Source organism: Pararhizobium sp. PWRC1-1, assembly GCF_049897905.1.
Classification (GTDB): domain Bacteria; phylum Pseudomonadota; class Alphaproteobacteria; order Rhizobiales; family Rhizobiaceae; genus Pararhizobium.
In genome coordinates this window covers 54,600-68,452 of sequence record NZ_JAFCXE010000011.1, presented here as the reverse complement: position 1 = coordinate 68,452, position 13,853 = coordinate 54,600, and the positions used below count along the sequence as shown (strand labels likewise).

The window sequence follows — 13,853 nt, the reverse complement described above, 5'->3', positions numbered from 1 at the left end:
GCATGGTGCGTTACATTTTCTGGCGTATCCTGGCGATGATCCCGACGCTCGTGATCATCTCCGCGCTGGTGTTCACGATCATCGAATTGCCGCCTGGCGATTACTTCGAGAGCTACATAGCCGAACTTCGCGCCCAGGGCGAAGCTGTGGACACCGCTGAGATCGACGCGTTGCGCAAGGAGTACGGCTTCGATCAGCCGCCGGTGATACGCTACTTCCATTGGGCCGCAGGCCTGGTGCAGGGAGACTATGGCTATTCCTTCGAGTATCAGCTGCCGGTAAACGAAGTCGTCGGCGACCGGCTCTGGCTGACGGTGCTGGTCTCCTTCGTCACCATCCTGTTCACGTGGCTGATCGCCTTCCCGATCGGCATCTATTCCGCCACCCATCAATACAGCTGGGGTGACTATGGCCTGACGTTTGTCGGCCTGATCGGCATCGCCATTCCGAACTTCATGTTCGCGCTGATCCTGATGTATTTCGCCAATATCTGGTTCGGCACCTCGATCGGCCATCTGATGGACCAGAAATATCTGGCCGAACCGATGAGCTGGGAGAAGGCGAAGTCGATCCTCGAACACCTGTGGATCCCCGTGCTGATCGTCGGCACGGCGGGCACCGCCGGCATGATCCGCCGCCTGCGCGCCAATCTGCTCGACGAGCTGCAGAAACAATATGTCGTGACCGCCCGCGCCAAGGGCTTGCATCCGTTCCGGGCCCTGGTCAAATATCCGCTTCGCATGGCACTCAACTTCTTCATCTCGGATATCGGCTCGATCCTGCCGGCCATCATTTCCGGGGCCGAGATCACGGCTATCGTGCTTTCGCTGGAAACGACGGGACCGATGCTGATAAAGGCGTTGCAAAGTCAGGATATGTATCTGGCCGGTTCGTTCTTAATGTTCCTGGCATTCCTCACCGTGATCGGCGTGCTGATTTCAGATATCGCGCTCGCATTCCTCGACCCGCGCATCAGACTGCAAGGCGGTAGCACCAAGTGACGGTATCCCTTCCCCAATCCGGCGAACCGCTTTCGCATTACGTCTCGACGGCACCGTTCGATCCGCATTCCGTCGATGTGATGACGGAGGAGCAGTCGCGGATCTATCAGGCCTCGCAACTGCGGCTGATGTGGTGGAAATTCAAGAAACACCGGCTTGCCCTGTTTTCCTTGTTTTTCCTCGTCTTCCTCTACGCGACCATTGCCATCGTCGAGTTCCTGGCGCCCTACAATCTGCATACCCGCAACGTCGATTTCATCCATTCGCCACCGCAAAGCGTCCATCTGTTCCACGACGGAAAATTTGTCGGACCGTTTGTCTATGGCCGCGAGATGACACTCGACATGGATACACTGCGCCGGATCTACACCGACAAGCCGGATAAGGTCGAACCGATCCGCTTCTTCTGCCGCGGCGACGGCTACAAATTTTGGGGCCTTGTGCAGACCAATGTCCATCTGGCCTGCCCCGCCGAGGACGGACAGCTGTTTCTGCTGGGCAGTGACCGCCTCGGCCGCGACGTGCTGTCACGTATCCTTTATGGAGCCCGGATATCCTTGACCATCGGCCTGCTCGGCATCACCATGAGCTTCGTGCTGGGCATTACCATTGGCGGACTTGCGGGTTATCACGGCGGCGTCTTTGATCTGATTACCCAGCGTATTATCGAGGTGCTGCAATCGATACCGAGTATTCCGCTCTGGATGGCGCTGGCTGCGATCATGCCGGTCACATGGAGCCCGATCCTGATCTATCTGGGGATTACCGCCATTCTTGGCCTGCTCGACTGGACAGGGCTTGCGCGCGCCGTCCGGTCGAAGCTGCTTGCGTTGCGCGAAGAGGATTACGTTCTGGCAGCGCAACTGATGGGCGCCGGTTCAGGCCGCATCATCGGCCGTCACCTGGTGCCGGGCTTCATGTCGCACCTGATCGCCACGGCAACGCTGGCAATCCCCGGCATGATCCTTGGCGAGACGGCGCTGAGCTTCCTTGGCCTTGGTCTTCGCCCGCCGATCACCAGCTGGGGCATTCTTTTGACCGAAGCTCGCAGCGTCAGCGTCATTGCTTTTTATCCCTGGCTGTTGTTTCCAACCATTCCGGTCATTCTCGTGATTCTGGCGTTCAATTTTCTGGGCGATGGACTGCGCGATGCTGCCGATCCGTATAAGTGAAGTGGATACCGATATGCTAAGGACACTCCTTGTGGAGATTGGCAGCGCCATGGGAGATAAGAGGCTCTGCTCATGACCCGCCGGATCGAAGACGCCCGCATCCTGATGTATAGCCACGATACGTTCGGCCTGGGACATCTCAGACGCTGCCGCACCATTGCGCATTCGCTGGTCGAGGATTATCGCGGCGTCAATATCCTGATCATTTCAGGCGCAACGATCGCCGGTGCCTTTGACTACCGTGCCCGCGTCGATTTCGTCAAAATCCCCAGCGTCATCAAGCTGCGCAACGGCGAATATACCTCGATGGACCGGCATATCGACCTGCACGAGACGCTGAAGATGCGCAGGTCGATCATCCGCCACACGGCAGAAACCTTTCAGCCGGATATCTTCATCGTCGACAAGGAGCCGATGGGGCTCCATGGCGAAGTCGAGGAAACGCTCGCCTATCTGAAGAAGCAGGGAACGACCCTGGTTCTCGGCCTGCGCGAAGTCATGGACGCGCCGCATCTGCTCGATGCGGAATGGAAGCGCAACGACGTGATGCGCAAGATCGGCCAGTTTTACGACAGCGTCTGGGTCTATGGCCCACCGGATTTCTATGATCCCCTCGTCGGCCTCGACGTCCCCCCGGCCGTGCGCGCCAAGATGGATTTCGTCGGCTTCCTGCAGAGAAGCGTCTCGCAGGATGTCGAATCTGAACACAAGCCGAAGGGCGACTATATTCTGATCACCACGGGCGGCGGCGGCGACGGCTCCGACCTGATCCACGATGTGATCGATGCCTATCAGGAAGATCCGACGCTGACGCATAAGTCGCTGATCGTGCTCGGCCCCTATATGCCGGTCAAGCAGCGCCACAAACTGCTGCTGAAATGTGCGAAGATCCCCTATCTCGAGGTGATCGAATTCGACAACCGCATGGAAGAACTGATCGCCGGGGCAAAGGCCGTGGTCGCGATGGGCGGCTACAATACCTATTGCGAAATCCTGTCCTTCGACAAGCCTGCGCTGATTGTCCCGAGGGTCATGCCGCGCGAAGAGCAGCTCATCCGTGCCAGCCGCGCCGCAGAGCTTGGACTGATCGATATGCTCCTGCCCGAGGAAGCAGCCGACCCCATGCGCTTTGCTGCCGCACTCAAGGCACTGCCGGATCGCGATCCGCCCTCCAAGAGCGCTAAGGGCATGACGCTCGAAGGCCTGGCGAACATATCGCAGATCGTCGGAGAATGGCTCGGACGCCGCGACCGCGAGCATTTGACGGTCGTCAAAGGATCGAGCCAGAATTGACTGAGCGCCGCAAGATCGTCGTGGTGCTGAAGGGATATCCGCGTCTGTCGGAAACCTTCATCGCCCAGGAATTGCTTGGACTGGAGCGGGCAGGTTTCGACCTCGAACTGGTGGCGCTACGCAAGCCGACGGACAAGAAGCGTCACCCGATCCATGACGAAATCAAAGCGCCGGTCCGCTACCTTCCGGAATATCTGCACGAGGAGCCGGCGCGGGTCTCCCGTGCGCTTTTCCGCTGTCTGCCAAAACCCGGTTTCTGGCGCGCCTTGCCTGCGTTCTTCAGCGACCTCTGGCGCGACCGGACGCGCAACCGGGTTCGCCGCTTCGGCCAGGCGATGGTGCTATCGACCGAATGGCCAAAGGGCGGCGAATGGCTGCATGCGCATTTCATCCACACCCCGGCCTCCGTCGCCCGCTATGCCAGCATGATCACCGGCATCGGCTGGACCTGCTCGGCTCATGCCAAGGACATCTGGACCTCACCGGAATGGGAATTGGCCGGAAAACTCGACAGCACCCGCTGGACCGTGACCTGCACGCAGACCGGATTTGAGCACTTGCGTCACCTTGCCGGCGGCAAGCCGCACGTGCACCTCAGTTATCATGGCCTCGATCTCAGCCGTTTCGGTCCGTTTGAAGGCACCCGCCCAACCCATGACGGGTCCGATCCGGCCCATCCGGTCACGATCGTCAGCGTTGGCCGGGCGGTCGAAAAGAAGGGTTTCGATATCCTGCTGCGGGCGCTGAGCCGCCTGCCCGCCGATCTCCACTGGCGGTTCGTGCATATCGGCGGGGGCGATCTCTTGAAAAAGCTGCAGGTACTGGCATCCGAACTCGGCATCGACCAGAAGGTTGTCTGGCACGGCTCACTGTCGCAAACCGAAGTGCTGCAGCAGTATCGCGACGCCGATATCTTTGCGCTGGCCTGCCGCATCACCGCCGATGGTGACCGTGATGGATTGCCAAACGTGATTGTCGAGGCGTCGAGCCAGGCGCTGGTCTGCATATCGACGAATATTTCCGGGATACCCGAACTTCTCGTCAATGGTGAAAACGGTTTTGTCGTACCGCCGGAAGACCCGCGGGCGCTGGCCGCAGCGCTTGAAAAAGCGATCCGCGATCCGGCGCTGCGTAAGCGGCTCGGGCAAGCGGCCGAACGCAAGGTGCGAGGCCACTTCGATCATCAAACCAGCATCCGTCAGCTGAAAGACCTGTTCGAGATTGAATGGCGGAGTGTGCAATGATCGATAGTAAGCCAAGAGCCCCCCGCGCCTTTTTCTACGTCCAGCACCTGCTCGGCATCGGCCATCTTGCCCGGGCAAGCCGCATCGCCCGGGCGCTGGCTGAGGATGATTTCGACGTGACAGTCGTCACCGGCGGAACACCCGTCAGCGGATTTCCCGGACCGCTGGTTCATCATGTCGCCCTACCGCCGATCACCGCGGGAGATGCCGGGTTTTCGGGGCTGGCCGATATCGAAGGCAATCCGGTCGATGATGCGTTCAAAGACAATCGCAAGGAACGGCTGCTTGCTGCTTTTCACCAAAGTCAGCCCGATATTGTCATCATCGAAGCCTTCCCCTTCGGCCGCCGTCAGGTCCGTTTCGAACTTTTGCCGCTGCTTGAGGCGATTGCGGCGATGGATAACAAGCCGCTGGTTGTCACCTCGCTACGCGATATCCTGCAGGAGCGCTCCAAGCCCGGCCGCGACGAGGAAACGGTCGCGCTGGTAAAGGAATATTTCGACCGGGTGCTGGTTCATGGCGACCCGGCCTTTGCCCGGCTGGAAGATACGTTTCCGCTGGCGGCCGATATCACTGACAAGGTGATCTATACCGGGCTGGTGGCAGCCCCCGCCCCTGTGCAGCCAACCGAACGCTTCGACGTCATCGTTTCCGCCGGTGGTGGCGCCGTCGGCAATGCCTTGATCCGTGCGGCGCTGGAAGCAGCAAAGTCGATCGCCAAGCCACTATCCTGGGCTCTGATCACCGGTCCCAATCTGCCACAGTCCGATTTCGATGCAATTTCGGCCGATGCGCCCGCCCATGTCAACGTCACCCGCTTCCGCCCCGACTTCGCGAGCCTTCTGGCCGGCACGAAGCTGTCCGTTTCGCAGGCGGGCTACAACACGGTTTGCGACATCCTGCGCGCCGGATGCCATGCTCTATTCATCCCCTTCACCGCCGGTGGTGAGACGGAACAGACGGTCAGGGCCGAACGTCTCGAAAAGCTTGGACTGGCGCATGTTCTGACCGAAGACGATCTTTCGGCCGGCAGCATGACGCGGGCAATCGAAACAGCGCTTGCAGCAACGGACCGTCCGCCCCATAACCTCGATCTCGACGGAGCCCATCGCACCGCCGAAATCTTGCGCGGGCTGTTATAGCCGCCGGTCAAACCGTGCCGATCACCATGAAACGGGTGTATTTCTTCATCTTCAGCGATCCGGCAAAAGCAAGATGGCTGAGCGATGTCTGCTCCTTGAAGGCTTCCAGCGACGGCACGCAGTTGATGTGGGTCGGCTCGGCGAAATAATCGTTCGACTGCAGCAGAACCTGTGTCCCGCGCGGCAACAGCGAAAGCCATCCCGGCAGATCGGCAATGTGCTCGCAGCTGGTGTTGATGAGGAGATCGGCACCGCGGGTGATGTAATCCAGCGCATACATATCCTGCGTCACCGTACGAAAATGGTCGCCGGCCTTGGCATTCAGCGTTTTGGCGATTTCTGCGACCTCAGGGTCGATGTCGATGCTCTCGAACAGTTCGATGTCGAAGCGGCTGTCATCGAAACACATGGCCGGAAGCACGCCGTACCAGCCGCCGAGCAGGACGATGTGTCTAAATTTTCCGCCAAGGCTTTCAAACAGCTTTTCGCGTGCCCATATCTTGCTTCCAACCTGCTTGTGGTTGAAGGCCGTGCCGAGGTCCGCATCCGGATATTTGGCGATCACTTTCGCAAGGCCTTCTATCAGAGAGCTTCCCGTATAGGCGGACAGACCGCGGATGATATCGAAGGCACTCTCGTGCCAATCTGTTGTGTTTGCTTCGTTTGCTCGGGTGGTTTTCGTCATGCGCGTGTTGTAGTCTGGACTTTTCTGGAGTGCAAGGAATGCAAGTCAACCTGAAGGATGCCGCCTCCGGCTCCCCGCCCATGGAGGCGGGAAAGGACATACCGCATCTGGCAGGGTTGGGGGCAACCATGCGGCAGGTCTTTGCCGCCCACTTCATGCGCGACTGCCCGCACATCCTGGAAATCGGTGGCCATATCCGGCCAATCACCCCTTATCTGACCCACCATCCGCTATCGGTCACCTCCGTCGATCCAAAAACCGAGGCCTATGAGGCAAATGAGCTGAACGGACAGCAATGCCATGTGCGGCATATCGCAGCCAAGTTCCAGCAGATCGACTATCATTATCAGCCTGGAAGCTACGGGCTCGTTCTGCTCGGCTATTCGCTGAAACCCTTCGGCCGCAAGGATCCACTCGGCGACCTGCTGTTTTCGCTGATCGAGAACGCCAAAACCGTCGTGATCGAATACGCACCGGAACTCGAACGCGCCGCCTCCCAGGTCCCGCATATCGTCAGCCGTCCGGCCGTGACGATCCGTGGACAGTTCGATCTTCATCTGCACGACCCGGAGATCGCCGGCACGCCCTACGCTGCCCGGCGCTTCTACGTCCTTGACACCCGCTACACGGCCAGTTGAATCTCCCCATGGAAAAAAGCATAGCCCGCTACATCTGGACGCACACGAGAGGCCAGCAGCTCTGGATCCTCCTGGTTGTCGCCGTCTCGATGATCCCCTATTTCCTGTCGTTCGACCTGCCCAAGCAGATCGTCAATGGGCCGATCCAGGGCCAGGGGTTCGACCAGCCGGGCGCCACCCAAACCTTCATGAACATCAGTTTCGACCTGCCATGGCTCGGAACCGTGACGCTGTTTGACGGGGTTGATCTGACCCGCATGCAGACCCTGTTTGCGCTCAGCATGGTTTTCCTGCTGCTGGTGATCATCAACGGCCTCTTCAAGTTCTATATCAACACCTACAAGGGCCGGCTCGGAGAGCGCCTGTTGCGCCGCATCCGCTTCGAACTCGTCGACCGGATCCTGCGTTTCCCGCCCGGCCAGTTCAAGCGCATGAAGGGCGCGGAAGTCTCCAGCATGGTCAAGGATGAGGTCGAGCCTCTCGGCGGCTTCACCGGTGATGCTTTCGTCCAGCCGGCGCTGCTCGGCGGGCAGGCCTTGACGGCGCTATTCTTCATCTTCATGCAGAATACCTGGCTCGGCCTGATCGCCGCCGTCATGGTCGGTGTCCAGGCAATCATCATTCCGCGCATGCGCCGGCGCCTGCTGGTGCTCGGCCGCGAACGCCAGATCACCGCCCGCGAACTGGCCGGCCGGGTCAGCGAGATCGTCGATGGCATCGGCACGATCCACGCCTATGACACCTCCAACTTTGAGCGCGCCGATATCGCCTCCCGCCTCGGCCGCATCTTCAAGATCCGCTACGACCTTTACCAGTGGAAATTCCTGGTCAAGTTCATCAACAACTTCCTCGCCCAGTTAACCCCCTTCCTGTTCTATTGCATCGGCGGTTATCTGGCGCTGCAGGGACGTCTAGATATCGGTCAGCTGATCGCCGTGATCAGCGCCTACAAGGACTTGCCCGGCCCGCTGAAGGACCTGATCGACTGGGACCAGACCCGCCAGGACGTCCAGGTGAAATATGTCCAGGTGGTCGAGCAGTTCAGCGTCGACAACACCATCGACCCGGCCATCCAGGCGATCGCCATCAAGAACGCGGGGTCGCTGAAACATCCCTTGGCTGCGGTCAATCTGTCGCTTGCCGACGATAGCGGTGCCAAGCTTCTGGAGCGCGTGTCGGTGCAGATCCATCCCGGCGAGACCGTTGCCATCGTCGGCGGCGCTGCCGGCGGCGGCGACATGCTGGCGGAAGCATTTGCACGCCTCACATGGCCGGAGAGCGGCAAGGTAACGGCAGGCGGCGACGATCTTCTGGAGCTGCCGGAATCGGTGACCGGACGTGCCATCTCCTATGTTTCCTCCGACGCCTACTTCTTCTACGGCAGCCTGCGGGACAACCTGCTTTACGGCCTCAAACATGCGCCGCTGAAGGATGCCGTGTATGAGGGCAGCGGTGCCACGCATCGCAAATGGCAAATCAACGAGGCGAAACTGGCCGGAAACCCGGACTTTGACGTCAACAGTGACTGGATCGACTACGACGCTGCCAATGCGACGAACAGCGACGATCTCTTCGCGCCGGTTCTCTCGGTGCTCGATACGGTTCAATTGTCGAAGGACATTCTCGATCTTGCCCTGCGCAGCACCGTGTCTCCGAACGAGTATCCGGGTCTGACCGAGGGCATCGTGGAGATGCGTCACGCCCTTCGCGAGGAATTGGAAGAAGCGGGCCTTAGCAGCCTCGTCGTTTCGTTCGAGCCGGGTGCCTACAATACCGAGGCGACGGTCGGCGAAAACCTGTTGTTCGGCACGGCAACCGGGCCGGCGCTGATCGGCAAGGCCATCGGCAAGAATGCCTATTTCCGATCCGTCGTCGGTCGCTCCGGTCTCGATCGCATCCTGTTCGACATGGGTTACAGCATCGCGGAGAACGCGGTCGAACTGTTCGCCGATCTGCCGCCGGATCATCCGTTCTTCCAGCAACTGACCTTCATGACGGCAGATGACATTCCCGATTACCAGCTGCTGCTGCAGAAGCTGAAGGGCAAGGGATTTGACGCGGCATCGGAAGATGACCGCGGACAGATCATTCGCCTGAGTTTCCGCTATATCGAGCCGCGGCATCGTTTCGGTCTTTTGACCGACGAACTGATGGCCAAGATCGTCGATGTCCGCCGCCAGTTCCATGACGGGCTGCCGGACAACATGCGTGGCGATATCGAGCGCTACGACCCGGAACACTATCTGGCGTCGGCAAGCCTGATGGACAACATTCTGTTTGGCCGCATCAGCCACAAGCATACCGACGGATCCAAGCGCATTCGCTCCATCGTTACCTCGCTGCTGAATTCGCTCGGCCTGCTCGAGCGGGTCATCGATATCGGGCTTGATTTCAATCTCGGTGCCGGCGGCAAGCGCTTGACGGCGGTGCAGCGCCAGAAACTCAACCTGGCACGCGCCCTGATCCGGCGTTCGGAATATTATATCTTCAACAGGCCGCTGCCTGGCCTCGACCATCGCTTGCAGGACGAGATCGTCCGCGATGTGCTGAAACTCGTGCGCAGGGATGGACGCGATCCGGCAGTGGTCTGGGTCCTGTCCAATACCGGCCTCGCAAGCCTGTTCGACCGTGTGCTTGTCTTCGACAGGGGCTTGCTTGTGGAGGAAGGCACACATGCGGCACTGGTCGAGAATAACGGTATCTTTAAAGAGCTTGTGTCATCATAATGTCAGTGGAGAAGTCCATGCGTGCGACGGGGATGCAGGCAGGGGCAATCTTCCCGATGACAGTATTGGTGACCATCACCAGTGGATGATGCGGGAGGAGGAAAATGGGGAATGGGCACGATTATGCTTCTGAAGGATGAAGTTCAAATGCTGCGGCGCGTGCCGCTGTTTTCGAATGTCGAACCGGGCAAGCTGAAGCTTCTCGCGTTCACGTCCGACCGTGTCAGCTACGATCCGGGCGAAGCCATCTTCCACCAGGGGGACGCTGGCGACGCGGCCTATGTCGTCTTGGCCGGCAAGGCGGATATCCTGGTTGCTTCCTCGACCGGCCCGATCAAGATCGCCGAAGTCGAAACCAACTCCATCGTCGGCGAGATCGCCATCCTCTGCGACGTGTCGCGAACCGCCACGGTGCAGACGACGACGCCGCTGGAAGCCCTGCGCATCCGCAAGGAACACTTCCTCAAGCTGCTCACCGACTTTCCAGAAATCACAATCGAGATCATGCGGGTGCTGGCCGACCGCCTCAGCCACACGACAAGCGAACTGTCCGAAGCCCGCAGCCGCGAACGCAAGGACGTCGATCCGGACCTGCACTGAGCACCTGCCTTCTAAGCGGGTTGTCGCAGGTTCGAGCCCGCAATAGCAGGCAACCGACCTCTTCACCCTGCGGGAGGCTCCCACAGTTCGATCGCATTGCCTTCGGGATCATGGATACGGGCAAACCGCCCGATCCCGCCGCTGTCCCATTCAGCCTTCGTTATGACATCCACGCCAGCGGCGTGAAAAGAGGCAATCATTCCATTGAGATCGTCGACGCGCAGGTTGAGCATCCAGGATTTTTCAGGCGCGAAAAGTCGGTGTCCTTTGCGAAAGGTTCAAACACGGTTGGCCCCGCCGCCTGGTGCCAAAGCTCCGGCACCCCGCCGATTCCCAGATGCGTGCGATACCACTCTGACAACGCGGCCGGATCGCGCGCCCGGAAGAAAAAGCCACCTATCCCTGTAACCGCCATTGCGGTCCCTCCATCGCCACTGATGTCCGCAGCTTCGATCATCATAGAGAATGGAAAGGGGCCGGTACAGGTCCGTGATCTCAACTGCTCCTCGGCCCTTCCATCGGAGCATCCGCCATCATGTCCGTCGAAACGATCGTTCCCGTCGTTCGGCCGATGCGGAAATTGCCTGACGGCAGACCATCTGCGTATTTTTCGAACATCCCGAAGATCAGCGCGAACCGCGCCTGCGCGGAGCCGGCATCGCTCCAATCGCCATTCGCAAACAACTGCCCAACCCCCCGGTACAGCGCCACCCGCCCCGGCGGGATCCAGTCGAACGCCAGTTCGCTGCCCATCCGCAGCCGGTACCAGTCGGCCAGAAACGCCATCGCGGAGATGCCCGCGAGCCCTGCACTATCAAGCCCGGCGTCCGTAAGCCGCTGCTGCAATCCCGGATCGTTGCGGGCGGCGGCGATTGCAGCCATCGCGTCCGCAGCGGCCACCGGTTCTTCGATCAGCGCCAGCCCCGCCAGATCGGCAAGATCAAGAGCGCGGATCATCGCCGCGATATCTTTCGGCCATTCCCGCTTGAGGTAACGCCGTCCGACCAGATGGCCGAGATGCTCGAACAGAAAACCGCCGTAGTCATCAACCTCGAGCATGCCGCCTGCTTCCAGGCGCGACGGCACGGCTTCCAGCCGATACGCCTGCCGCAAATCGTCGTCGATCGGCATCACCTCGATCCCGACCGTCTCGATATCGATCCGCTCATCACCGATCGTCAGCACCTTGTAGGCGCCGGGAAAGGCAACCAGCGACGGCATGGCGACATTGGTCACAAAACGGTCGCCGCTGCGGTACTGCGCCGTGTCGTTGACATGCAGGTGCCCGCTGAAATGGATATCGATGCCCGCAGAGATCAGCGCCTCGGCAACATCGGCCTGCGGAATGCGCTCCGCCATGCCTGTCCGGCCAAGCAGCGCCACCTCGTCCTCGACCGTGGCATCGAGCGGATCGAGAACGGGATAGTGCGAAAACGCCAGCAGGCATTTGCCTTCTAGCCGCGCGCGCCGGGAAACATCCGCCATCCAGTCGAGAACGAACCGCTTGTGAACCAGCATCGCGTTCCAACCGGCACTGGTGCTGTCGGCAAGATCGCCCTCTACGCCGGGTGTCACCCCATCGTTGGGAACGAAAACATTGGCGTCGATCATCAGCAGCCAGACGCCGGGAAAGGGTTCAACCAGATAGGACGCGTCCATCAGCCGGCGCGTGGTTTTTCCATCCGGCGAATGAACCTCATAGAGCCGCGCTGCCGGATCGCCATCGGTGCCAAACGGCGTTTCCCAGTGGAGGTCGCCGGCGCGCGGATAAAATCCGAAATCCGCCATGGCATCCAGCCCGTCCGGATAACCCTGGCAATACATCCGATCACTGGCGATGACGGCATGGGCGCCACGGTCGCGCATATGCGGATCGCTGCTGAGGATGCTGTAGCCACCATGCTCGTTGAGGAAGCGCTTGGCGCGGTGGCGGCCGCCGGCCCCGAAAATATCGTGATTGCCGACGGTGGCATAAAACCGCATGCCGAACCGGGCCGCGTATTGGTCAAGCACCCGCTTCACACCCTTGACGGTTTCCACCTGTCCGTCATCGGAATAATCGCCAAGCAGCACCACATGACGGATGCCGCTTTCGGCGATATCATCGAGCGCGTGGTGGAATGCGAAATAGCTTTCGTTGAAGACGCGGGTGGATCGCGCGGTATCGGCCAGCAGCCTGAACGTCAGCCGGCGATCGCCCTGCAGGATGCCGGAAAAGCCATAATCGGCGTATAGATCGTGGAAATGCGCATCGGCGATAACGGCAATGCGCGGATGCTCTAGAGGCGGCATTTCTTTCAGTATTTTCCGTCTGCGCGTTCAAACCGGATTCGTTTCCTGTCGTCTCTGGCACATATGGAAAGAAAAAGCGAATTGATGTCTCGCTTAACCCAGGCAGTTTGGCTAACATGGCGGAAATGAGGCTTGGTTAATCAGCCCCGGTAAAAAGACGACCTTAAGAATTAAATGGGACAGTTGCAGACGGAAAGGCAAAATAGCTTTTCGTGACTGAGGCGAGAGAGTGAACGAAAACGTGTTTCGGGTGCGGTTATGGGGAGTGCGCGGCAGCCTCCCGGTCTCGGGTGCCGAATTCCAGAGCTATGGCGGCAACACCATCTGCATCGAGATGCAATGCGGTCCTCATAGGCTATTGTTTGACGCGGGCTCTGGATTGATGCCCGCCGGCCAGGCATTGAAATCCGAGGGTGTCTCCGATTTCAATCTGTTCTTCACCCACTGCCACTACGACCATATTGTCGGCCTGCCCTATCTGCCGGCCCTGTTTGATCCGCATGCATCGGTGACCCTGTGGTCCGGGCACTTGGCCGGACGCATGTCCACCCGCCAGATGATCGGCGAGTTCATGCGCCCGCCGTGGTTCCCTGTCGAACCGGATATCTGCCGCGCCTGCATCAACTGTCGTGACTTCCGCTCCGGCGACGTGCTGGTCCCCTATCCCGGCGTCACGATCAGGACCGGCAGCCTCAACCATCCGGGTGGCGCGATCGGTTACCGCGTCGAATGGGGTGGCCGGGCTGTAGCGCTCGTCACTGATACTGAACATAAGCCCGGCACGCTCGATCCCGCCGTGCTGGACCTGATCGATGGCGCCGATCTCTTCCTCTACGATTGCATGTATACCGACGATGAAATGCATCGCCATGTCGGCTATGGCCATTCCTCCTGGCAGCAGGCCATCCGGCTTGCCAAGACGGCAAAGGCCAAGCGGGTCGCCTTCATCCATCATTCGCCGCTGCGCACCGACAGCGAACTCGACGAAATCCAGAGGCTCGCCGAACAGGATTTCGCCGGCGCCATCACCGCCCGCGACGGTCAGGTGATCGATCTCTGA

At 59.8% G+C, this 13,853-nt stretch carries 12 protein-coding genes; 9 read left to right on the top strand and 3 right to left on the bottom strand.

What is annotated here, in order from left to right:
* Window positions 1-2 precede the first annotated feature (2 nt).
* The 5 genes from ACP7E0_RS17790 (at window position 3) to ACP7E0_RS17770 (ending at window position 5,852) form a co-directional block, all read left to right on the top strand.
* Window positions 3-1,001 (top strand): ABC transporter permease, encoded by a 999-nt coding sequence (locus tag ACP7E0_RS17790; protein ID WP_209855591.1) that lies wholly within the window; start codon window positions 3-5, stop codon window positions 999-1,001.
* Entirely contained in the window at window positions 998-2,173 is a 1,176-nt protein-coding gene (locus ACP7E0_RS17785; RefSeq protein ID WP_426126445.1) for an ABC transporter permease, read from the top strand. The genes ACP7E0_RS17790 and ACP7E0_RS17785 overlap by 4 nt, the downstream gene beginning before the upstream one ends.
* A 72-nt stretch (window positions 2,174-2,245) precedes the next feature.
* Window positions 2,246-3,466: a glycosyltransferase family protein gene (locus tag ACP7E0_RS17780; protein ID WP_426126444.1), complete on the top strand. Its 1,221-nt coding sequence runs from the start codon at window positions 2,246-2,248 to the stop codon at window positions 3,464-3,466.
* Window positions 3,463-4,710 carry a glycosyltransferase family 4 protein gene (locus ACP7E0_RS17775; RefSeq protein WP_426126442.1) on the top strand — a complete coding sequence of 416 codons (1,248 nt, stop codon included), beginning with the start codon at window positions 3,463-3,465 and terminating at the stop codon, window positions 4,708-4,710. The genes ACP7E0_RS17780 and ACP7E0_RS17775 overlap by 4 nt, the downstream gene beginning before the upstream one ends.
* Complete coding sequence (locus ACP7E0_RS17770; RefSeq protein ID WP_426126440.1) at window positions 4,707-5,852, top strand: glycosyltransferase family protein; 1,146 nt, start codon at window positions 4,707-4,709, stop codon at window positions 5,850-5,852. The genes ACP7E0_RS17775 and ACP7E0_RS17770 overlap by 4 nt, the downstream gene beginning before the upstream one ends.
* Window positions 5,853-5,859: 7 nt before the next feature.
* Here ACP7E0_RS17770 and ACP7E0_RS17765 read toward each other — a convergent pair whose 3' ends face one another.
* On the bottom strand, window positions 5,860-6,537 hold the full coding sequence (locus ACP7E0_RS17765; RefSeq protein ID WP_426126438.1) for a class I SAM-dependent methyltransferase: 678 nt from the start codon (window positions 6,535-6,537) through the stop codon (window positions 5,860-5,862).
* 38 nt (window positions 6,538-6,575) lie between these two features.
* On the opposite strand from ACP7E0_RS17765, the gene ACP7E0_RS17760 reads away from it, so the two are divergent.
* From ACP7E0_RS17760 to ACP7E0_RS17750, 3 genes are all read left to right on the top strand, one after another.
* Window positions 6,576-7,175, top strand: coding sequence for a hypothetical protein (locus ACP7E0_RS17760; protein WP_426126436.1), 600 nt, complete (start codon window positions 6,576-6,578; stop codon window positions 7,173-7,175).
* 8 nt (window positions 7,176-7,183) lie between these two features.
* The gene (locus ACP7E0_RS17755) at window positions 7,184-9,901 is read left to right on the top strand and encodes an ABC transporter transmembrane domain-containing protein (RefSeq protein WP_426126434.1); all 2,718 of its coding nucleotides are present in this window, start codon (window positions 7,184-7,186) and stop codon (window positions 9,899-9,901) included.
* 123 nt (window positions 9,902-10,024) lie between these two features.
* Entirely contained in the window at window positions 10,025-10,501 is a 477-nt protein-coding gene (locus ACP7E0_RS17750) for a cyclic nucleotide-binding domain-containing protein (RefSeq protein ID WP_426126682.1), read from the top strand.
* A gap of 62 nt (window positions 10,502-10,563) precedes the next feature.
* Here the strand turns inward: ACP7E0_RS17750 and ACP7E0_RS17745 are convergent, their stop codons facing one another.
* Both ACP7E0_RS17745 and ACP7E0_RS17740 read right to left on the bottom strand, forming a co-directional pair.
* The gene (locus ACP7E0_RS17745) at window positions 10,564-10,734 is read right to left on the bottom strand and encodes a VOC family protein (RefSeq protein WP_426126432.1); all 171 of its coding nucleotides are present in this window, start codon (window positions 10,732-10,734) and stop codon (window positions 10,564-10,566) included.
* A gap of 262 nt (window positions 10,735-10,996) precedes the next feature.
* A complete protein-coding gene (locus ACP7E0_RS17740; RefSeq protein ID WP_426126430.1) occupies window positions 10,997-12,793 on the bottom strand; it encodes a metallophosphoesterase family protein in 1,797 nt (598 codons plus the stop codon).
* Window positions 12,794-13,022: 229 nt separating this feature from the next.
* Here ACP7E0_RS17740 and ACP7E0_RS17735 point away from each other — a divergent pair, with 229 nt between their 5' ends.
* The gene (locus ACP7E0_RS17735; protein WP_426126428.1) at window positions 13,023-13,853 is read left to right on the top strand and encodes an MBL fold metallo-hydrolase; all 831 of its coding nucleotides are present in this window, start codon (window positions 13,023-13,025) and stop codon (window positions 13,851-13,853) included.